At 36.4% G+C, this 22,524-nt stretch carries 19 protein-coding genes, 1 tRNA gene and 1 pseudogene; 9 read left to right on the forward strand and 12 right to left on the reverse strand.

Translation table 11 applies throughout. The annotated features are described in order from the left end of the window. Positions 1-2 precede the first annotated feature (2 nt). Positions 3-218, forward strand: coding sequence for a hypothetical protein (locus CL42_RS04405; protein WP_035265580.1), 216 nt, complete (start codon positions 3-5; stop codon positions 216-218). 46 nt (positions 219-264) lie between these two features. On the opposite strand, the gene CL42_RS04410 is transcribed toward CL42_RS04405, so the two are convergent. The 7 genes from CL42_RS04410 to CL42_RS04440 are packed head-to-tail and all read right to left on the reverse strand — an operon-like array spanning position 265 to position 7,286. Next, positions 265-1,494 carry a glycosyltransferase family 4 protein gene (locus CL42_RS04410; protein ID WP_035265582.1) on the reverse strand — a complete coding sequence of 410 codons (1,230 nt, stop codon included), beginning with the start codon at positions 1,492-1,494 and terminating at the stop codon, positions 265-267. Positions 1,495-1,538: 44 nt separating this feature from the next. Then, entirely contained in the window at positions 1,539-2,345 is an 807-nt protein-coding gene (locus CL42_RS04415; RefSeq protein WP_051586520.1) for a glycosyltransferase family 32 protein, read from the reverse strand. 3 nt (positions 2,346-2,348) lie between these two features. Then, positions 2,349-3,758, reverse strand: coding sequence for a mannose-1-phosphate guanylyltransferase/mannose-6-phosphate isomerase (locus CL42_RS04420; protein ID WP_035265584.1), 1,410 nt, complete (start codon positions 3,756-3,758; stop codon positions 2,349-2,351). 35 nt (positions 3,759-3,793) lie between these two features. Continuing rightward, a complete protein-coding gene (locus tag CL42_RS04425; protein ID WP_035265585.1) occupies positions 3,794-4,714 on the reverse strand; it encodes a glycosyltransferase family 32 protein in 921 nt (306 codons plus the stop codon). 35 nt (positions 4,715-4,749) lie between these two features. Further along, positions 4,750-5,511, reverse strand: coding sequence for a glycosyltransferase family 25 protein (locus CL42_RS04430; protein WP_035265586.1), 762 nt, complete (start codon positions 5,509-5,511; stop codon positions 4,750-4,752). Between the two features lie 3 nt (positions 5,512-5,514). Beyond that, on the reverse strand, positions 5,515-6,489 hold the full coding sequence (locus CL42_RS04435) for a capsular polysaccharide biosynthesis protein (RefSeq protein WP_035265639.1): 975 nt from the start codon (positions 6,487-6,489) through the stop codon (positions 5,515-5,517). 26 nt (positions 6,490-6,515) lie between these two features. Then, entirely contained in the window at positions 6,516-7,286 is a 771-nt protein-coding gene (locus tag CL42_RS04440) for a hypothetical protein (RefSeq protein ID WP_035265587.1), read from the reverse strand. A gap of 168 nt (positions 7,287-7,454) precedes the next feature. On the opposite strand from CL42_RS04440, the gene CL42_RS04445 reads away from it, so the two are divergent. Next, positions 7,455-8,624, forward strand: a complete 1,170-nt coding sequence (locus CL42_RS04445) for a nucleotide sugar dehydrogenase (RefSeq protein WP_035265588.1) — start codon at positions 7,455-7,457, stop codon at positions 8,622-8,624. Positions 8,625-8,661: 37 nt separating this feature from the next. Here the strand turns inward: CL42_RS04445 and CL42_RS04450 are convergent, their stop codons facing one another. From CL42_RS04450 to CL42_RS04465, 4 genes are all read right to left on the reverse strand, one after another. After that, positions 8,662-9,588, reverse strand: a complete 927-nt coding sequence (locus CL42_RS04450; RefSeq protein WP_035265589.1) for a branched-chain amino acid transaminase — start codon at positions 9,586-9,588, stop codon at positions 8,662-8,664. A 34-nt stretch (positions 9,589-9,622) separates the two neighbouring features. After that, a complete protein-coding gene (glnE, locus tag CL42_RS04455) occupies positions 9,623-12,364 on the reverse strand; it encodes a bifunctional [glutamate--ammonia ligase]-adenylyl-L-tyrosine phosphorylase/[glutamate--ammonia-ligase] adenylyltransferase (protein ID WP_035265591.1) in 2,742 nt (913 codons plus the stop codon). Positions 12,365-12,429: 65 nt separating this feature from the next. Further along, positions 12,430-13,710 (reverse strand): sensor histidine kinase, encoded by a 1,281-nt coding sequence (locus CL42_RS04460; RefSeq protein WP_035265593.1) that lies wholly within the window; start codon positions 13,708-13,710, stop codon positions 12,430-12,432. A 358-nt stretch (positions 13,711-14,068) separates the two neighbouring features. Further along, positions 14,069-14,155: transfer RNA gene (locus CL42_RS04465), tRNA-Leu, on the reverse strand. Positions 14,156-14,337: 182 nt separating this feature from the next. On the opposite strand from CL42_RS04465, the pseudogene queA reads away from it, so the two are divergent. The 7 genes and pseudogenes from queA to secF all read left to right on the forward strand — a co-directional run bounded on the left by queA (position 14,338) and on the right by secF (position 21,798). Then, positions 14,338-15,376, forward strand: a pseudogene (gene queA, locus CL42_RS04470) (tRNA preQ1(34) S-adenosylmethionine ribosyltransferase-isomerase QueA). Between the two features lie 10 nt (positions 15,377-15,386). Then, positions 15,387-16,421 carry a hypothetical protein gene (locus tag CL42_RS04475; RefSeq protein ID WP_035265594.1) on the forward strand — a complete coding sequence of 345 codons (1,035 nt, stop codon included), beginning with the start codon at positions 15,387-15,389 and terminating at the stop codon, positions 16,419-16,421. Between the two features lie 24 nt (positions 16,422-16,445). Beyond that, the gene (locus tag CL42_RS04480) at positions 16,446-17,015 is read left to right on the forward strand and encodes a LemA family protein (RefSeq protein WP_228133228.1); all 570 of its coding nucleotides are present in this window, start codon (positions 16,446-16,448) and stop codon (positions 17,013-17,015) included. A 285-nt stretch (positions 17,016-17,300) separates the two neighbouring features. After that, positions 17,301-18,431, forward strand: coding sequence for a tRNA guanosine(34) transglycosylase Tgt (gene tgt / locus CL42_RS04485; protein WP_035265598.1), 1,131 nt, complete (start codon positions 17,301-17,303; stop codon positions 18,429-18,431). Between the two features lie 97 nt (positions 18,432-18,528). Further along, complete coding sequence (gene yajC, locus CL42_RS04490; protein WP_035265599.1) at positions 18,529-18,858, forward strand: preprotein translocase subunit YajC; 330 nt, start codon at positions 18,529-18,531, stop codon at positions 18,856-18,858. Positions 18,859-18,911: 53 nt separating this feature from the next. Continuing rightward, positions 18,912-20,813 (forward strand): protein translocase subunit SecD, encoded by a 1,902-nt coding sequence (secD, locus tag CL42_RS04495; RefSeq protein WP_035265600.1) that lies wholly within the window; start codon positions 18,912-18,914, stop codon positions 20,811-20,813. A 7-nt stretch (positions 20,814-20,820) separates the two neighbouring features. Further along, positions 20,821-21,798: a protein translocase subunit SecF gene (gene secF, locus CL42_RS04500; protein ID WP_171076750.1), complete on the forward strand. Its 978-nt coding sequence runs from the start codon at positions 20,821-20,823 to the stop codon at positions 21,796-21,798. 38 nt (positions 21,799-21,836) lie between these two features. Here the strand turns inward: secF and CL42_RS04505 are convergent, their stop codons facing one another. After that, positions 21,837-22,481, reverse strand: a complete 645-nt coding sequence (locus CL42_RS04505; protein WP_035265602.1) for a 4'-phosphopantetheinyl transferase family protein — start codon at positions 22,479-22,481, stop codon at positions 21,837-21,839. Between the last annotated feature and the right edge of the window lie 43 nt (positions 22,482-22,524).

Below are 22,524 nucleotides of genomic sequence, written 5' to 3' on the forward strand. Positions count from 1 at the left end.
ATATGGCTATGCGTCCTGATGTTCGTCGTCATACAATCATTATTATTGTATTTTGCATCGTGCAATGGGCATTTATGCGTTATATCTTGAATGAACAATTATTTAACCTCACCACTTATCAGCGTATCGTGTTCTTTAGTACGAGTAGTTTTATTGCCGCATTTGGTTCAATCGCCGCACTTATTTATATGGTGATTAAAGGAAATGCAGATAAGTAATTAAACTTTCTGGCTAGTTAATCGACAAACTTAAATCACAGCATACTCACCTATCTATGTTTTTGAAATCATCTAATTCCAAAATTTGCTGAGCGAATGTTTGCCAAGATGTTGGTTTATAATTTTGTTTTATTAGTTCTTCTTTTTGCATTATGTACTCTGGCGTTTCAATTAAAAATTTAAATTTGCTGACCCACTCATTTAATTCATAGGGACTCAAATAATCAATATAATCTCCTCCAGCTTCTGGCAACGAACCTGCGCTTGAACAAAGACAATATTTTCCAAATGAAAGGCTTTCCGCTACAGGTAAACCATAACCTTCTATGAATGAAGGATATAGTGTAAACCAACAGTTTTTATATAAATTTATTAAATCACTATCAGAAATACCTTCAAGAATTATTATTTTATCTTTCACTCTCGAGTCTAGATCAAATTTATTTAAAAAGCTTTCAACTTTCCACCCCCGACGACCTACGAAGTAGACTTTTGGTAGATTTTTAACACCATTATTAATCAATTCTAAATACATATTATAAATTAGTTCATGATTTTTTCTTACTTCAATTGTTGAAACAAATAATAAATATTTTTCACTAAAAATATTATTAACTAATGAGCCAGGTTCAAGAAAATTTTCTTTACTAAATAAATCACAACCCAGTGTTACAGTTTTCATTGGTCTAATATCATAATTATTTTTTTTATAAAAACTAATAAGTTCATTCTTCGTATATTCTGAATTACAATAAAATTTATCAACCGAATCTGTAACTTGCTTCATATATTTAGTAAATAATTTTACGTTTTGATCTGGAAAAAATTGAGGGAAATTAATGGGAATCAGGTCATGGCAAAGCAACTTTAATTCTAATTTTATTTTTGATTTTATATGAGAAAAAGCTAGCATTTCACCAGAAATCATATCCTGACCGACAATAATTACAATATCATTGTTACTATATGGATAAGTGACCGATTTAAAAAAAAGTTTACATTGAATTAATCTTTTTAAAAAACTTCTTTTTAGCTTAGGATAGAAAGAAAGTTTTGAATTTAAATTAACGTGATTATTTTTCAAATCATATATAATTTTTTCGATAACAATATCATTTACTTCAACAAATCCAATTGTTGGATCGTATGTACTAAATCTAATTTCCAATCCTAATTTTTTTAATTTATATGCATAGACTGTTAGTTCATACTCAGTACGTGCAATTCCACTAAATTTAGAAACCTTTAAAATATTCGACAAGTTAATCCAAATCATTTAATGCTCACTCAACAACTGTATACCAAAATTTAAAATATAATTTATATTTTGAAATTTTTGAGAATTCTCAACACTGATATATAAAAAGAAAATATAAAGTTCAATATAACACCTTTCCTAACAATTGGTTCTTTAAAATTAGCGTAATGTTTAGATAGAACTTTTGTATGAGATTTATTATTTAGAGCATTGTAAATAAAACCTAAATTTTTATCATATCGTTCAAATCTATGTGGAAAATCTTCAATTACCTCTTGAATAGCTTTAGTGTACGCTACAGGACCTGTTACAAACAAAACTCCTTTTTTACCATAACTATTTAACTTATATTTCCAAGGTTTATAATTATCAATATTATTTACAACATGACTTATTACTTGTTTCAAAAAAGGAGACTTAGGCTCAGAAATAATAAACCACTGCTGATATTCACCATTATCCACACCTAAGTCATTTATTAAATAATCAAATAAACCAGCACCTTCATTAATCTGACCTTTTTCATTTTGCCATTGAGTAATAATGAATTTATCATCATCATGAATAACTGTATTTAAAGGATATATGCAAGTGCTCTTAATATCTAGATACACTCCACCTTCCCTATATAGGAGTAGATATCTAAAAAAATCTGCTTTAGCCGCACCATATATAGGATTAATTGCCAAGTAAGAATTTAGTATTCTTGGTTCATAATTCAACTTAATATAATTTAAAATATCATCATCTGTATAAAAGCGATACTCCCAGTCTGGATTCAATTGTTTTAAATCTGAAATGATCTTTTCAATATCAGAAGGTAGTACTTTTGTACGATAAGTTTGATGAATAATTTTAGGAATAGCCACTATCTAATTTCGTCCATATAGATCATCAAAACGCACAATATCATCTTCCCCCAAATAACTTCCTGATTGTACTTCTATCAATTCCAATGGTACTTTACCTGGATTTTCTAAAGAATGCTTTTCACCTAATGGAACATATATAGATTGATTTTCACTTAGCAGGAATGTTTCACCATTTTTATATACTTTAGCTGTACCTTTCACGACAATCCAGTGCTCTGAACGATGATAGTGTAACTGCATAGATAGTTTGTGGCCTGGCTCTACAGTAATACGCTTTACTTTATATCTATCTGATTGATCTATACAGTCATATACTCCCCAAGGTCTATGCACCACTCTATGATTTTCAACCTCATTTCTATTATTTTCCTTTAAGTAACCTACAATTTTCTTTATTTCTTGAACATTATTTTTATTTGCTATCAATAAAGCATCCTTAGTATTTACGACAATTAAATTATCTACGCCTAATAGTGAAACTAATTGAGTTTCACTATAACAATAATTATTATTACTACTGTCTATTAAAATATCTCCAACACATACATTATTATTTTTATCTTTCGGAGATATTTCCCATAATGCTGACCAAGATCCCACATCACTCCAGCCTACATCTAAAGAGACAACAACAGCATTGTTCGTATTTTCCATAACTGCATAATCAATAGATTCAGATCGGCACTTTTCAAATATTTTTTTGTCAATCCGAATAAAATCGTCACCAAATTTAATAGCTTTAATAGATTCTAAACAAACATTATATATGTCAGACGAAAATTCGTGCAATTCCTTTAAAAATTGATCATTTGAAAAAACAAACATGCCACTATTCCATAGGTGTTTCTTATTTTTAAAGAAACCTTTAGCAACTTCTAATGTTGGTTTTTCAATAAAATTATCTACGTTGTATCCACTTAGGTATTTATGACCTATTTCTATATATCCATAACCTGTTTCTGGATGTGTTGGCACAACACCAAAGGTTACTAGTTTATTTTGTACTGCTAAATCAATAGCATTGTTAATTTTGATGTGGAACTCAGCCACTTTTTCAATGATATGATCTGCCGCCAAAACCAACATAACACTTTTTTCTTTTATTTTATTTAGATACATTGCTGCAAGTGTAATTGCTGGTGCAGTATTTCTAGCTGCAGGCTCCAATATTATAATGGGCTTAATCCCAATTTCTCTCATTTGTTCAGCGACTAAAAAACGGTGCTCTTCATTACAAACGATGATTGGTTCTTCGAAATTGAGCCCCTCTAATCTTAGTATTGTACTTTGCAATAATGAAAATTTATTCTGACCAAGTTTTAAAAACTGCTTAGGAAATTGATTTCTTGAAAGTGGCCACAATCTAGTTCCACTCCCTCCAGCCATAATAATTGGTCTAACTTTACTCATTTATAATCCTCTCAATCCCGTAATAAAAAAAACTTTTAGAAATCAATTAGTGTATTTTTTAAATATTTTTTTCTAATCAGATAATCATTTAAAATAACACGCTCTTTACCTGCCAGTTTTATCACTTTAGGCTTCTCATTAGGTGCAAAATTAATTGCTAGGTCAATTAAAACTTTTTCTTTAATCCATTGATTTGTTACTTGGTATATAAGAGCATTTTTATCACAATTAATCAGTACCATACTTACAGGATATAATCTCATTATTCTTTGGCATGCCACATATGCTACGAGATATTCTAAACGCCCAATTTCTTGAAAAATATCCCGACTATTTTCCATTTTACGAATTTGCTGGATATAATTTTTTGGCCCAATTTCAATAGCAAAATACAATTCATTAAACCAGTGTTGAAAAAATTTATTTTTAGCAGTACTAGCTAATAACCAATTTTCAAGTACTGGAAATTCAATTTGTATAGTATTTTTAGCACGATAATAAGAAAATCCTTCGACTCTCTGTTGTTGAACTAAATCATTAATCCAATCTAATTTTTCGTATGTAATAATACTTGCATCCAACCAAATACCGCCGTACTGATAAATTAAGTTAAAGCGAATTAAATCTGCACGTTGTTGAGCAGTTGCCTTTTTTACAACATCATTATTTAAATCGAATGAACAATATTCTCCGATATTATCAGGACCTAGAATATTTACTTCATAATCTAAGTGCAATTTTTGTATTTGTGCAATACACTTCTCTACTAAAGGTGGTGTTACACCTTCCCAATACAACCAAATAATCTTAGGTATTGTTTTATTAATTAGCTGAAGATTAGGGTTTAAAACTATAAGATCTGCATAATTTTCAATGTCAGATTGATAATTTTGTTTTTTTTGATGAAATTTTAATAAAAACAAATATTTATAAAATAGTTTTTTGAATATTTTCATATCAATTCCAGCAAAAATTTCCGTTAAATCTATTTTTAGTTTAAGTATTTGTGTTTTAAGGCATAATAACGATCACGCCACATGCGTTTTTGTTTTTTAAACCCATATGATGCAGATCTATTTTCTTTTTCTTTACGTAAAATTCCTTGGCTCTGGACAGTTCCTAGAATATCACTATCGATGCCAGCTGGTTTAACTAGGGGTGGCCAAACACCTAATCCCTTTCCATTTTTACTCAACCATGTCTGAAAGAAAATATCCACAGGCATATTAATAATTTGACCTGCTTGCAAAAATGCTTTTGCTCCTTCACGTGACCAAATTAAACCCAAACCACGAATTGGAAAATAATAGGCATGCCATAAACTCACTGAGTTCAAACTGATAATATCTTTTGCGAACTTTTTCTTTTTTGCAGCAATATTTACTAAATACCAATCTAAATTTTCGTGCGTATCTAAATAATGCAATATAGCTTGTAATTGCTGATGAAAATTAGCATTTATTTTCATATCATCTTCGAGTACAACCAAGTAGTCAGCATCGGTTGTTAAGAATTTTTGTGCACAGCCATAATGACTTAAATAGCACCCTAACTCTGAACTCATCAAGCGACGCCCTAAAAGATCTTGTGCACCAAGGTCATCATATTGACTGAATTCTGTCAACGCTTTACCACGTCCATCAAATGCAGAAAATTTTTCAAATGGCCAATTCACTGAATTTAACTGTTTTGATGCCTGTTCTAGACGTTGATCACTACCATCTAGATTAATTAAATAAGTTACAACTTTCATAATTTACTCTTGGTCTAGAAGAGACTGTGGTAAGTAGTTCTTAAATTTGGCATTTAGGGCATCAATTACTTGCTGTCTTTGATCAGCTGTAAATTGATCTAAACTCTGAACGCACCCATAAGGAATATCTGTTTGCTGTAGTGCTTGATTAAAATTATCAATACCATCTGCATTTTTCAGATACGCAATATCAACATCTGGTAATAAAATTGCTTTATGATTTTGAATACATAGATGATTACTGAGTCCTACTGGCAGTAACTGATAAAAACTTCGGAATCTTGGCGAAATCTGTTCAATTAAAAGTTGTGGATGTGCTTTAAAAAATGCAGCAAGTCGTGATTGTACTAATACATGTGGGCGATGGTGAATCTCAAAATAACGATTGAGACCTACTACATCAGCACTCAGCATTTGTGCCATTGTATATTTAGCTTTAGGTGTTTTATTTAACGTCTTATTGAGCCAATCGCGCCATTTAAACTTTATTTTTAAAGCTGTGCTTGAACTCCAATGACCATATATTTTTATTTGATCATTTACAATGAAATCTTCTAAAGCAGAAGGTGAGTTAAAGAAAAAATCATCATTCAAATACAAAAAATACGGTGAAATATCAGGAATATTCCATAGCATCATTTCAATGGATAGGGAGTTAAATGTTGGTAAATAATTCTGATAACCTGCAAACAAAACTTGATGATCAATGATTCTAATCTGATCTTTTATAACTAAACCTTGTTGCTCAAACTCATCTATCCACTGAGGTTTCTGCTGATCTGTAACAATGTAAATATGCCTAGCATAAGGTACATACTTTAAAATCGAGGCAATATTATAATAAATTTCATTATTACTAGCATAGCGAGTATTCTCAATTTTAACATCGGTATCCCGAAGATAAGATTGACGTTTTTGCTGAAGCTCAACATCCTGACCATCAACCCATGCAATGACAATATCTAAGCTTTGCTGCATATTTAAATCAGTACTCATCAACAATGTTACTGCCAAGCATCCTTAATCCATTGACTTGGCAACACATAGCGGTACCATTTACCACCGCCACCATTCACAGCATCAGGTGGATTAATCTCACCATGGAAAATAATAATTTTAGCACCTTCAGGTTTTACTGGTGGCTTAAAAAACGCCATTGGGATTTTTTGTAAACAGTGATATTTATAACTTTTACACCAGCTATCTGGCCAATAGGTTTGCTTCGCATGTTTATCTACATACCATGACAAATAGGCTTGTTCATTACGGAATTTTTTTCGGATCTCATCAAAGTTCTCACGAAAATATGGTAATAATCCAGGGAAAGCGCCCAATTTAAAACGATATACTGAGCTATTACCTGTGATTCGCCATGGTCGTTTCCAGTCGTGAATAATTAAAAAATCACCTGGATAAGTGAAAAAATCATCCATGTTATCAACGATAACAACATCCAAATCTAAAAATAGCGCGTTTCCCTTTAAGCCATATAAGTCAGGCTCAAAAGTTGAAAGTTTGTTCCAACCACGCTCAGGCGCGCCTTCAGGCAATGCTAACGGTGGAATAGGAAAGCATTTAACATTTGGATCAATTCCTTCTGTACGGTCAGTGAGACAAACCATCTGGAAATCAACAGTCGTGTGTCGTTTCACCATATTGTAAAGACGATTCACATACTCAGAACCATATTTGGTTCCCCACTTCATACACAAAACAATGTTCTGTTCTTGTGCAATCTCTTCTTCTAATAAGACATTGTTTTCATGTATTGACATGCCGTTTTATTCCACCTAATCAATAGCTGCATCATACCACAGAGTTAAAATATTCTTGAACGATAAGAATTCAAACTCGTCAAAATTGAAATCAAATCTTCATTAAATTGTCACGTCTTAGAAACCCTATTTTGTCAAATTAAATTTAATCTGGCTTGAACTAAAATAATGAAAATTACTATTGTCGGCACTGGGTACGTCGGTCTCTCAAATGCGATGATTTTAGCGCAACATCATGAAGTCACCGCCTTAGACATTGATCAAAATAAAGTAAATTTATTGAACAAGAAAATCTCACCTATACAAGACACAGAAATCTCTGATTTTCTAAGTAATAAACCATTAAACTTTAAAGCAACAACTAATGCTGTGGATGCATATTTTCAGGCAGACTATATTCTTATTGCGACACCAACTGATTATGACCCTACAACCAATTATTTTGACACTTCAAGTGTTGAATCCGTGATCACTGAGATTTTAAGTATCAATCCATTAGCGACGATCATTATCAAATCGACAGTTCCTGTAGGTTACACCCAACAACTAAAAAGTAAATTTGAAACACAGAATATTATATTTTCACCTGAGTTTCTCAGAGAAGGAAAAGCATTGCTGGATAACTTATATCCTTCAAGAATTATAATGGGTGAAAATTCTGAACGAGCACATCAATTTGCAAACATGCTCATAGAGGGTGCTTATAAAAAAGATTGTCCAGTCTTGTTCACTGACTCCACCGAGGCAGAAGCAATCAAACTTTTTGCAAACACCTATTTAGCTATGCGCGTTGCATTCTTCAATGAACTAGATACTTACGCTCAAATATACCGATTGGACACTCGCCAAATGATCGAGGGTGTTTGTTTAGATCCTCGAATTGGTAAATTTTATAACAATCCATCATTCGGATACGGCGGATATTGTCTTCCTAAAGATACTAAACAATTACTCGCCAACTACGACCAAGTTCCAAGCAATTTAATTCAAGCCATTGTAGACGCGAATATTACTCGCAAAGATTTTATTGCACAGTCTATTTTGGAGAGATGCCCTAGCGTTGTTGGGATATATCGTTTGGTCATGAAAAGTGGTTCAGACAATTTTCGATCGTCAGCAATACAAGGTGTTATGCGTCGTCTCAAAGCACAAGGAATCAAGATCATTATTTACGAACCCACACTTTCAGAGAAAAAATTTCAAAACTCAAAAATCATCAAAACACTGGAAGAATTTAAAAAAAGAGCAGATTTAATTATTAGTAATCGTCATTGCGATAAACTAAATGATGTTGCAGATAAAGTGTATACCAGAGATATTTTTGGTAAAGATGATTAAAAAAGGACTCAATTGAGTCCTTTTTTCAAAGCATTAATTACTTCACATATGTTAACCAGTGAGCATATTTAGGGTCTTTACCTTGTACGGCATCGAAGTATGCTTTTTGGATTTGTGTTGTGATTGGACCACGAACACCTTCACCGATTTGACGATCATCATATTCACGGATTGGCGTTACTTCTGCCGCTGTACCTGTAAAAAATGCCTCATCAGCGATATAGAATTCATCACGTGTGATACGGCGCTCTACAACGTCATATCCAAGGTCTTTCGCAATCGTAATAATGGTTTGACGAGTAATACCATCAAGAGCACCACCAGCGATATCAGGGGTATGAATCACGCCATCACGCACTAAGAATACGTTTTCACCTGAACCTTGACACACATAACCTTGTGGATCAAGTAACATTGCTTCGTCATAACCTGAGTGCGCAACTTCTTGGTGTGCCAAAATAGACAGCGTATAGTTTCCTGATGCTTTCGCCTTACACATCGTCACGTTAGGGTGATGGTGTGTAAAAGAAGAAGTTTTTACACGAATACCCTTCGCCATTGCTTCTTCACCAAGGTAAGCGCCCCAGCTCCACGCAGCAACCACTGCATGAATTGTATTATCCGTCGCTGCAATACCTAGCTTTTCCGAACCAATAAAGATAATTGGACGTAAATAGCAAGAAGCTAATTTATTTTCACGCACCACATCAATTTGAGCTTGTTCTAATGCCGCCTGATCAAACGGAACTTTCATTTGATAAATTTTGGCAGAGTTTAAAAGACGTTTAGTGTGTTCTTTTAAACGGAAAATTGCCGTTCCATTCGGAGTTTCGTAGGCACGGACACCCTCAAATACACCCATACTGTAGTGTAAAGTGTGTGTTAAGACGTGAGTTTTTGCTTCACGCCAATCAACTAATTGTCCATCTTGCCAAATAAAACCATCACGATCAGCCAAATTCATGACCTAAACTCCAAATTTTTATACACAGTCATTTCTATCCAACTACTGATGCAGTTGGATCTATTAATCTTTGCCATAGCTTGCAAACGACCTTACGGGTATCGAGCCAATTCGCAGCACTCACTTGCATGGATTGATTTGCAAGGGCTAAACGATGACTCTCGGCACGTTCACGGAGATAAGCTTGAATCAATGCTGTCGCATCGGCGCTGGATAAGCAGCCAGTTTTTGCGGCATCCTCAAGGATTCGTACATTGTCGGAGTAATGGGCGAGATCAGGATTCGTCCCACTCCATGCTAATACTGCATACTGTGCCATAAATTCGATATCAACGATACCACCTGCATCCTGTTTTAAATGAAAAATTCCATCTTTTTTTTGCTCATTTGATGAGCCTAAATGGTCTTTCATTTTTTGACGCATTTTTAGCACTTCTGCTCTCACCGTTTCTTCATTTCGAGGCAAAGTTAAAATACGACAGCGTAATTCCTCAAACTTTTCTCTTAAGCTTTGCTCACCCGCTATACTACGCGCACGAACAATCGCTTGATGCTCCCAAAGCCATGCATTTTTAAGTTGGTATTGCTCAAAAGCCTTAAGGCTTGTGACGAGAAGCCCAGCTTCTCCTGAAGGACGCAATCGTGTATCAATCTCATACACACGACCATCTAAAGTTTGGGTTGTCATCAGCGACATGAGCTTTTGCCCAACACGCATCGCAAATTCAAAACCACTAATTGGTTTCAAGCCATCTGTATCTGCCTGCTCATCCATATAGTGGATAAAGACTAAATCAAGGTCTGAACCATACCCAAGTTCAATACCGCCTAATTTCCCATACCCAATGACACTGAATGCCATATGATTTTTTGAACAACGTTGACCATCTGCATCTACTGGGTAACCATGTTTTTTTGCTGTAATTTGATATGCTAAATTCAAAGTTGCTTGAACTGAAACCTCAGCAATATCGGTGAGCGCATCAGACACACGCATCAGTGGACTTTCAGCCAATACATCACTTGCTGCTACAGTCAAAACATTCGATTTTTTGAATAAGCGCAATACGCGCATTTGATCTTCCACTTGATCAATTTCAATACGCAGCAGCTGCTGTCTGAGTGAATCCTCCAAATCTTGGCGTTTAGGTAGCTCAAAATCCATTGATAAAAACTCATCGAGTAAAACTGGATAATGGGTTAGCTCTTCACAAATCCATGGGCTTACAGTCGCCATTTTAACGAGTCGCTGTAATGCTCCTTTGCTTTCAATCAACATCACTAGATAGACTGTTCGCCGCATCACAGATTCAACCAGTGGCATGAGTCTTACCAAAGCGACTTGTGGATTATCCGATTCGAGAACAGCTTGAATCAGATGAGGCCAAAACTCTTTTAAACGATTAACTGCTTTAGCGGGTAATTTTTTGATGGCATGTCCATACCAAAACTCACGAACCAAATTTTTAGCAGACTCATCTAAAACTTCATTCAATTGCTGCTCTATTTGGCTAAAGCTTTCAGCCAATGGATCTACTTCTTTTTCTTTAATTAAATGCTCAAACTGATAAGTTACTATAGCGCGCTTATCATTGAGAACATTTAAGAAAGCATCCCAACTCTCAAATCCAAGTGTCTCTACGATGCGATTTCTTTGGTCAGGTTCTGTAGGCAGTGATTGAGTTTGTTGGTCGTTCAACGCTTGAATGGCATGTTCCACACGACGCAAGAATAAATAAGCATTTTCAAGCTCATCCACCACTTCAGGTTCAAGTAATCCAACAACCCCCAAATGATGTAGACTCACTAAACATTGACGGTCTTGTAGCTCAAGTTTTGAACCACCATAAATCAACTGGAAAACTTGAACGATAAACTCGACTTCACGAATACCACCTGCACCAAGTTTAATATCATCTTCAATATTTCTACGTTGAACTTCACGCTCAATCATCGCTTTCATTTCACGCATCGCTGCAAAAGCAGTGTAGTCCACATAACGGCGGAATACAAAAGGTCGAGTCATTTCCAGAAGCTCATCCCCTTCCTTTCCTCCTGTAACAATACGCGCCTTTATCCATGCATAACGCTCCCACTCACGCCCATGTTGACTGAGATACTTTTCAAGTGCCGCATGACTGATTGCTAGTGCTGAACCATCACCCCATGGTCGCAATCGCATATCCACTCGGAATACAAATCCATCTGAGGTGATATGTTCCAACAAATAAATAATTTTTTGCCCCCAAAGGATGCAAAATTGCTGAACATCAATACATTTACGACCATTGGTTTCACCTTGCTCATCGAAGGCAAATATAAGATCAATATCACTGGATAAATTAAGTTCCTGAGCCCCCAATTTACCCATTGCAATCACGATAAGGTCTTGAAGCTTACCGTTATAGCCGATCGGCTCTCCATGTTTGGCTTGCAATGGACGATAAGCGAAGCTTTTGGCTGCATCAATACTGGCATCGGCAAAGTCTGAAAGCTCACGAGTCAATGTAATAACTGAAATGAGGCGGTTCGCATCCTGCCAAATCCACCGAAACATTAAACGTGCTCGCAAAATTCGAATTTTTTGCATCCATTCTTTTTCATCCTGAATGTCATCAAGTTCTTTTTGTACAATTTGATAGATTTGTTCAGTACTTAAAAATTTATTAAATTGATCAGATGAATAATCTTGTTCTAATAATGTTTGATGTAAATTATAAACTTGTTCCGCGTATTGACTGGCTCTAAGAGTTTTTTGCAACTGATCAGCATTCATTTGAAAAAAAGCCTGAATAAATCTAAAACTCTTTTATATCAGTCCTTACGCAATTTGTGGACTATTTAGTTCACTTTTTCCAAAGATGTTTGATTACTCGTATTTGGGGTGGCAGGTAACGCTGCATGAGTGTCTGCTTCAGGTAATATGACTTTAAAAGTCGTACCTTGACCTTGTTGAGAACTGACACAAATTTCACCATGATTCAAATCAACAAATCTTTTACATAACACCAAACCTAAACCAGCACCTTTTTCACCAGATGTACCACGAATAGATACCTTCAAATCCGGTTGAAAAAGCTTCTCAATTTGCTGTGGTGTCATACCTAAACCTGTATCTCGAATGGCAATTTCGACACCTTGATCGCATTTTGATGCTTCGATATAAACTTTTCCAGTTCCATCCACATGAGTAAACTTCAAAGCATTGGATACCAAGTTTTGAATCACTGATGTGATCATATTAATGTCGGCAAAGACTTTTAACTCTTGCGGCACACTTTCAATTAATTGAATATTTTTTTTCACAGCCAACGTGTTTAAAACATCAAAAACGATTTTTGTCACCTGTTTAAGCTCAAACTGAATAGGGTGATAGACAAATCTCCCACCTTCAGCCATTGCCCAATTTAATAGGCTTTCCAATAAGTTATAAGTCGATTGAGCGGTATCATGTAGATACTCAGCGATATTCTGTACACTGTCCTCATCCAAACTTTCACGCTCATTGGCCAATACATCAGAAAAACCTAATAAGCCATGAAATGGTGCGCGTAAATCGTGTGCAATGATTTGAAAGAATTTTGTTTTACTGAAATTAAGCGCCGATTGTTGTTCATATAATTCTTTGAGTTCCGCATAATCCGAATGAAGCTCTAATATACGAATTAAGCTCATTGAGAAATCATAAACCAGTTCTAAATTTTGATCATCAAAAGGTTGGTGCTGATTATCAAATAAAATCACTTGACCAATTGAAAAATCATCATTCACTTTTAAATCAATGGCTATAATTCGCTCGTGATCAACTCCGAGTTGATGAATATGTGCTGAAAAAGATGAATAATTAGGATGATCACGACTGATCGAAGTTTGACCCGCGAAATATGGTAATAATTTTGCTTTTTTATTGGCATTAAAAGCTTTAAATCCATTTGGAGAAGAATGCCACACATATGGTTCATCATGAAAAGCTAAGATTGCTGACTCCGCATTTAAAATGCCACGCGCAAATCTTAAAAAACTCTCAAGTTGATTTTTTGGCGTTGATACTCCGAGTAAAAGAGACATTTTGCAGGCACTGAGCTGATCAGCTTGATCGACATCTATAAATTCTATTTTCATGTCTACATCCTGCCATGGAGTAAAGGGGAATAATGATCGATTACATTTTATTTTTTCATTTCACAGTAAAGAAATGAAACCTTATTTCATCAAGACTAATACATTCTCAAATATTAAGAAAGTGCATTTTTGAGGGCTGAATATCTAGCTAAAGCATGAGTCGTACTTTATAAAACGTAAGCGTCTAGTGAAGATCGATTGAATAAACCATAACTATTTATTATTAAAATAAAATTTACTCAATCCTTATCTTATATTATTCATCAAATCTTCATTTGAAATTTTAAAATTCCTTTATTTATTTAAAACAAATAAAAAGGCCCTCAAGTCTGAATATGCTTGAAGGCCTTTAAGTATTTGGTCCCGAGGGTCGGACTCGAACCGACACGTCATCTCTGACAGCGGATTTTGAGTCCGCCGCGTCTACCAATTTCACCACCTCGGGAAAGGTTGTGTTCGGTATAATATCGTTTTTCTTTTCTTTGTCAATGCATAACCTGACTCAAGCGCCTATTTTTAAATCAATAGTATGCATTATGCTTTTTTAACCACCAAACTCAGCTCGAACTGGGCAAAAAAAGCATATACTAATGCCAAAATTTTTGCTGATTCCATTTTTATATTCTTATGCAACTATCTGATTTTAGCTTTGAACTCCCAGACGAACTTATTGCCCGTTACCCTCTTGAAGAACGAAGTGCTTCTCGCCTGCTTCATCTTAAGGCGGATGGTCAGTATGATGATCACCAATTTACCGATATTTTAGACCTGTTTAATGAAGGTGATTTATTAGTTCTCAATGATACCAAGGTAATGAAAGCTCGCTTGAAAGGTAAGCGTGCTTCGGGTGGTGCGATTGAGGTTCTGGTTGAAAGAATGCTTGATCAATTTATTGCTCATTGCCATATCAAAGCAAGTAACTCACCAAAACCAGGTGCTGAGCTTTTTGTCGGATCAGATGAGGTTAAAGTTACGGTTCAAGGGCGCCATGAAAATCTCTATGTGGTGGAATTTTCCAAACCAATCTTAGATGTATTGGATCAGTATGGTGCATTGCCTATTCCACCTTACTTCAACCGAGAAGCAGAAGATATTGATACTGTACGTTATCAAACCGTATTTAATGATCCTACAAAAATTGCCAGCGTTGCTGCTCCAACGGCATCTCTGCATTTCGATGAACAACTATTAAAAAAACTTAGAAGATAAAGGTGTAAACAAGACATTTGTCACTTTACATGTAGGTGCAGGTACATTTTTACCAGTACGTACAACCGATATCGAAAATCACATCATGCACAGTGAATGGTGCCAAGTCAGCGATGAAGCTATGGCGTTGATTAAAGCCACTAAAGATCGAGGTAATAAAGTGATTGCCGTCGGAACGACTGCAACACGCGCAACAGAAAGCGCGGCTCAAGCCAATGGTGGCGAACTGAAGGGCTGGACTGGTGATACTCAGATTTTTATTTATCCTGGTTATGAATTTAAAGTAGTAGATCGTTTGATTACTAACTTCCACCTTCCAGAATCAACATTATTAATGCTTGTTTCAGCCCTGTCCAATCGTGATTATATTTTGAATGCGTATCAACATGCTGTAAAAGAACGCTATCGTTTCTTTAGTTATGGTGACGCAATGTTGATTGACCAAGCAAAAGATTAGGATCTGATCTATGCCGATTGATTCTGTTCAGCAACTGCTTCACCTTCGCACCCGAAAGAACAAGCAAATTATGGCCAGTGTTGATCGGCTTTGGGCTCTTGGACGTTCTGCTCAACATTCTGATGACATCCTGCAAGGATTACATCCATGGGGTTCGAATACCCAACTCTTTTTTCACAATGGCATACCTAAATTTTTAGTTACGCTTGCCATCATATTCATTGTTTTTTCGCTCTTTCCTATTTTTGACACATTAAAATGGATGGCATATAGCTCAGCGGCGATACTTATCCTGATTGCATATATAATTTATGAACCAAATAAACCTATTCATGAAGTGATTGCATTTCTTGAAGAGCGAATGATTGGTTTTAAATTCGGTATAGAAGCTTATTCAACGCCATCACACCTTGGAACAAATAGACATAACACCTTGATCATAAGTCAGCTAAGGCAAAAATTTCCTTTGTTTAATCAAGGCAACCATGCCAATGACATTTTAAAATTTGCCTCTACCACGTGGAAAAACGCTCAAAACCAAGATTTCCCTGTTATGCTTTTTCATTACCGATTTATTGATGAAGTCAATCTGCCTGAGCAAAACAAAACACCACAAAAATTAAAAAAAATTGAACGTCATCGTTGGGGCGTATTTGTATTTGATATATCACCACTAGGATTAGCGACGACCAGTAGAAAGAAAGGGTTCACCACACCATATACAGAGCGCTGGGAGAGCAGTGATTTAGAGCTACGTAAAAAAGTTCAGATTTACGGTACAGATCGTTTACAACTCGCAAAGATCATGACGCCATCAACCACACTCAAACTGATTAAATTTTATCGAATTCACCAGGGCGACTTAATTTTCCACCCTCATGACCAAATCATGTGTTATTTGGGAGATCGCGATTTATTTGACGTCACACACAAACTTGAAATCAAAGAGATCAAAAATATATCCGCTTTGCGCGGTTACTTAAGAACATTAACCATGCCAAATTATCAACAACTCAAACAGAGCATGCTAAACTTAGTCGCATAATAACGATCATATTAGGTAATGCGCGTGGGCTTATTCATTTTTCTTTCCATCTTTGTTTTGATTATTGTCTGGGGAATATGGGTTCGAAATAATATCATTCGATATTTGAATGCTTCTCAGCGTGCTTGGTCAGATGTCACAAATTTTGAACGTCAGAAAATTAAAACATTAGATCATCTTGAACAAAATTTATCTCAATACACTGAGTTTGAAAAATCAACATTAGAAAATATCACAGCCTTACGGCAACAAATCCTAAATCTCAATACACAATCATCTGATATAGCTCAGCTTCAGCATATTGAAGCGCTAAGTCAATCGTTAATGAAAAGTTTAAATGTGGTTGTTGAAAATTATCCAGATCTCAAAGCTGATCAGCTTTACAACCAAATGATGCATGACATTCAAGAGCAAAATGAAAATGTCAGTGCTGCAATTTCAATATTCAATCGAAATGTCGAAGAGTTTAATAACTTGATTCAAGTTTTTCCGAATAACTTAATCAACAGTATCAGCCTCGCAAAGAAACCTATTCGCCCATTTACCGATCATCAAGCTCAACAAAATTTTGATTATCGCCCTAATTTCAAATAAGGATTCCACCTTAAAAAGTGGCAATAGCTTAGAGAATCACGTTGTTTATCCATTACGATTTATTCATATTAAGATACGCTAAAAACTGTACATCTGAGCAAAGAATAAGCAGGTTTCTTCATTGTTTAGCAAGATCATGAATCTCTTGTAATTTTTCATATACAAAAATCCAAGTCGTTAAGAATAATGTAATTTTTCTAGCATAAACTGCGCGAATCTAGGAAAATAGAGCGCTTTATCGCTATCAATCAGCGAACTGTTTTTTCGCCTCGATTTGGACAATTTATGAAGTTTGAAAAATTAGGTCAGTCTGGTCGCGCTCGACGCGGACGCTTAACCTTGGAACATGGTGTCGTTGAAACACCGATGTTTATGCCTGTCGGAACTTACGGCACTGTTAAAGGCATGCTCCCACGTGATATTGAAGAAATTAAATCACAGGTCATTTTAGGGAATACCTTTCATTTATATCTACGCCCTGGCCTAGATGTCATTCGTGAGCACGGTGGTCTACATGGTTTTATGAAATGGAATAAACCAATTTTGACTGACTCTGGTGGCTTCCAAGTATTTAGCTTAGGCGCAATGCGTAGTATCAAAGAAGACGGCGTAACATTCCGCTCTCCAATTGATGGCTCTAAAGTCTTTCTTTCTCCTGAAATTTCGATGGATATTCAACATACATTGAATTCAGATATCGTGATGATTTTTGATGAATGTACACCCTATCCAGCGACTCACGAAGAAGCTCAGAAATCTCTACAACTTTCATTGCGTTGGGCAAAGCGTTGTAAGACTCAACATCATGATGTGTTAAAAAACCGCAATGCTCTGTTTGGTATTATTCAAGGCGGCATGTATGAAGACCTCCGCCAAGAATCACTAAATGGATTAAAAGAAATCGGTTTTGATGGTTATGCGATTGGCGGTCTTTCTGTAGGCGAGCCAAAAGAAGAGATGATCAAGGTCCTTGATTATCTTCCAGAGCAAATGCCTGCGGATAAACCACGTTATTTAATGGGTGTTGGCAAACCAGAAGACATCGTTGAAGCTGTTCGTCGTGGTGTAGACATGTTTGATTGTGTAATGCCAACTCGTAACGCACGTAATGGACATTATTTTGTTACGGACGGTTTAGTGCGTATACGAAATGCGAAATACCGCCATGATCAAAGCCCACTTGATCCGCATTGCGATTGTTACACCTGTACCAACTTTACCCGTTCGTATCTATACCATTTAGAAAAATGTGGTGAGATGCTTGCATCAATGCTTGGCACAATCCATAACCTTCGTTATTACTTGCGTTTAGCAGAAATGATGCGTGATGCATTAGATAACGGAACATTTGATGATTTTGTTCACGATTTTTATGCACGCCGTGGGCTTGAAGTACCTCCTTGTCCGCAAGATTAATACATCAGTATTTGCGCTGAGCAAAAAGACAATGTAAATTGCTGAACAAGCCGATTTTTTATCATCTTTTTTGATATTTTTAGTTTAGGAAAATGAAATGAGCCTTTTTATTTCGACTGCACACGCAGCTGGTGAAGCTGCACAACAACCAAGCTTAGTTGCTAACTTATTGATGATTGCAGTATTCATTGCAATTTTCTACTTCTTAATTTGGCGCCCTCAAGCAAAACGTGCGAAAGAACATCGCACTTTGGTTGAGAGCTTAGGCGTTGGCAGCGAAATCGTTTTTGCAGGCGGTTTAATGGGCCGTATTACTAAACTCGAAGGTGATTTCGCTGTGGTTGAATTAAACCGTGGCAACGAAGTTAAAATTCAGCGTGCAAGTGTGATTTCAGTATTACCTGAAGGCACTCTAAATAACCTTTAATTATAAAATAGTCGTGCAGCTGCACGACTTTTTTCATTTTAAGAAGAAAGCGAATGCGTTACCCAGCATGGAAATATTTACTCATTCTAGTTGTACTAGTCGTGAGTACATTATATGCCCTGCCAAGTTTGTATCCTGATGAACCAGCTGTCCAAATTTCTGGTGCAAAAGCTGGTTCTGTCATTGATGACACAGTGATTCAAAAAGCAGAGCAACTATTAAAAAGCAACAATATCCAATCCCACAATAACAGCTTTACTCAAAATGCTGCCCTTCTACGTTTAGACAGTTCTGAAGCCCAATTAAAAGCAAAAGATATCCTACGTGAAGGTCTGGGTGAAAACTATGTTGTTGCATTAAACCTCGCGCCAACAACACCTGAATGGTTACAGAAAATCGGTGCACGACCAATGAAACTTGGTCTTGATTTGCGTGGTGGTGTCCACTTCCTCCTTGAGGTGGATATGGACAAAGCGATTGCGCAGCGCATGGAAACATCGGCTGCTGATTTGCGACGCGAATTCCGTGAGAACAAGATCAAATTCAATAGTCTTTCATTGAATAACAATGCGATCACTGTTCAATTTGCTAACAATGAAGATCGTGCAGCAGCGATGGATCAACTTCGTCGTAACGGCAATAAATATACTCAACAAGCACTTGCAACTGAAAATGGTGCCAGTCTTCGTTTAACCTATACAGATACCACAAAGCAAGAAATTCAGTCGTATGCGTTAGATCAAAACTTAACAACACTTCGTAATCGTATTAATGAACTTGGTGTTGCAGAAGCATTGGTTCAAACCCAAGGTAGCAACCGTATTGTGGTTGAATTACCAGGTGTCCAAGACACAGCTGAAGCAAAACGTATCTTAGGTCGTACAGCAAACTTAGAATTCCGTTTGGTGTCTGATCTAAATGATCAATATATTGATCCTTATTCAGGGAAATATAATGGTCAACCCTTACCTCCAGGGACAGAAGTATTCGCCTATGAATCTTTAGACAGTGGTCGTGAACTTTTACTTAACCGTAATCGTATTCTGACGGGTGAGCGTGTACAAAATGCTTCTTCAGGCTTTGGACAAGATAGTGGTACAGCAGAAGTTAACATTACCCTTGATAATGCAGGTGGTAAGTTAATGTCAGATGCGACTCGTAGCGCTGTTGGTAAGCGTATGGCGGTACTGTTCATTGAGAATAAACAACGTATCAGTTACGTTGAAGATCCTGAAACAGGTGCACAAACTGAAGTACGCACACCATATACTGAATCTGTCGTCATTAATGCAGCAAATATTCAAGCAGTACTGGGTTCACAGTTCCGTATTACTGGTTTAGATTCACCCCAAGAAGCAGCTGAGCTAGCTTTAATGCTTCGTGCAGGTGCGCTCGCTGCGCCAATGTACTTTGTTGAAGAGCGTGTTATCGGTCCAAGCTTAGGTCAAGAAAACATCGATAAGGGTGTACTATCCACTCAAATTGGATTCATCTTGGTCGCAATTTGGATGGTGGTATTCTTCCGCTTATTCGGTGTCATTGCGAACTTCGCTCTAGTATTCAACTTAGCAATGATCTTGACGGTTATGTCTTGGATCGGTGCTTCATTAACGCTGCCAGGTATTGCAGGTATCGTTATTACCATCGGTATGGCGGTGGATGCAAACGTTCTAATTTGCGAGCGAATACGCGAGGAAATCAAATGGGGAGCATCGCCTAAACAGGCGATTGTTGCAGGTTATGATCGAGCTTATAACACCATCTTTGACTCGAACTTAACTACATTCCTTGTTGCATTTATCCTCTTTGCCATTGGTACTGGTCCGATCAAAGGATTTGCCGTGACACTCATGATTGGTATTGTTTGCTCGATGTTTACTGCGATTACAGTAACCCGTGCAATTGTACAGATCATTTACGGTAAAAAACGTAACTTGAAAAAGTTGAGCATTTAGGAGATCTATCATGACTGAAAATACTCAACTCGAATCAAAACAATACGGCCGTTCAGACAACGAACGCGTAATTCCTTTCATGAAGATTGCAAAGCCAGCAGCTTGGCTTTCAATCATCCTGACTATTGCAAGTATCTTCTTTATCGCGACTAAAGGTCTGAATTTAGGATTAGACTTTACTGGCGGTGTTGCAGCTGAACTGAATTATGCCAATCCTGTAAAACCCTCTGAAGTGACGCAAGCATTAAGTGATGCGGGTTTTAATGATGCGGTTGTTCAAACCTTAGGTTCTGAACGAGATTTAATGGTTCGTATGCCCGTACAAGAAGATATTGAAGCGGAAGATCTAACCAAATCAATTACCACCGCAGTTCAATTAGACAATAATACCGTGACTGTACCTAAGGTAGATGTTGTTGGTGGTCAAGTCGGAAACGAACTTTACATTAAATCAGCAGGTGCTGTGGCTTTGGCTCTGATTATCATGCTGATTTATGTGACGATTCGCTTCGAATTCAAGTTGGCAATGGGTGCAGTTCTATCGCTATTTCACGATATTATCGTGACTCTTGGTATTTTTGCATTGATGCAGTGGCCATTTGACCTAACCGTTTTAGCTGCTCTTCTAGCGATTATTGGTTTCTCATTAAACGATAATATTGTTGTCTCGGATCGTATTCGTGAGAACTTCCGTAAAATTCGTGGGGCAGAACCTCTTGAGATCATCAATATTGCATTGACTGAAACCTTACGTCGTACCATCCACACTTCGATGACGCTATTGCTTGTGGTCGTTGCTATGATGATCATGGGCGGCGATGGTTTGAAATGGTTCTCGATTGCAATGTTTGTCGGTGTTTTTGTCGGAACATATTCTTCGATTTATATCGGTACTGCATTTGCATTGTGGCGTGGTCTGAACCGCCAAGACTTTATTGTTCAAGTAAAACCTGAATTTGAAGAGGAAGAAGAAATTCCTCAATAAACATTCAATACAAAAAGCCCATCAAATGATGGGCTTTTTTAATGTTGAGTGATTTGAATTTGAGGAATTGCAAAACCACGGCAAGAGTATTCACTTCGCCATGCGACTGTCAGCATACAATCCATGATTTCAAAATTCTGATAAGCAAATACCCCTAAGACTGGATGCTCACAAACCCCACCCATGTGTGTGGTATGGGCATTGGTATTCAACTCATTTAAGCTCATACGGATTCCCATCCCATGTGCCTTCAAAATTGCTTCCTTAATGGTCCAGACTTTAAACCAATAGCGAGAATCAAAATCCAATTCTGCCCATATCGCATATTCCAGTGGATGAAATGCATGTTTGGCTAAAGCTTCGAATCGAATTGATCGATTCAGCTCCTCAATATCCACACCCAAATCTCGAATATGATGTGATGTAACTAAAGCATAATAATGTTGACTATGACTATGGTTAAACTCAAAGTTTGAGATTTTTTTCAAAAAAGGTTTTCCATCTTTCGTTTGGTCAATATCCTCATTTTTTATTGTTCTGTTTAATTTACTTCCTAGTAAGCTGTTGCGATATTGGTAAATCATGTTTTTTCTAAGACTAATTTCTTCTGTGCGTGTGAGATTTTCAGGAACTTGAAAAAAAGAAGAAATTTTTGAAATATCAATTTGAATATGACGGGTCATAATAACGCTCTCAGTGATTCCATTTATCTTAATTTATTCGCAT

The organism is Acinetobacter sp. Ver3 (assembly GCF_000632455.1).
GTDB lineage: Bacteria > Pseudomonadota > Gammaproteobacteria > Pseudomonadales > Moraxellaceae > Acinetobacter.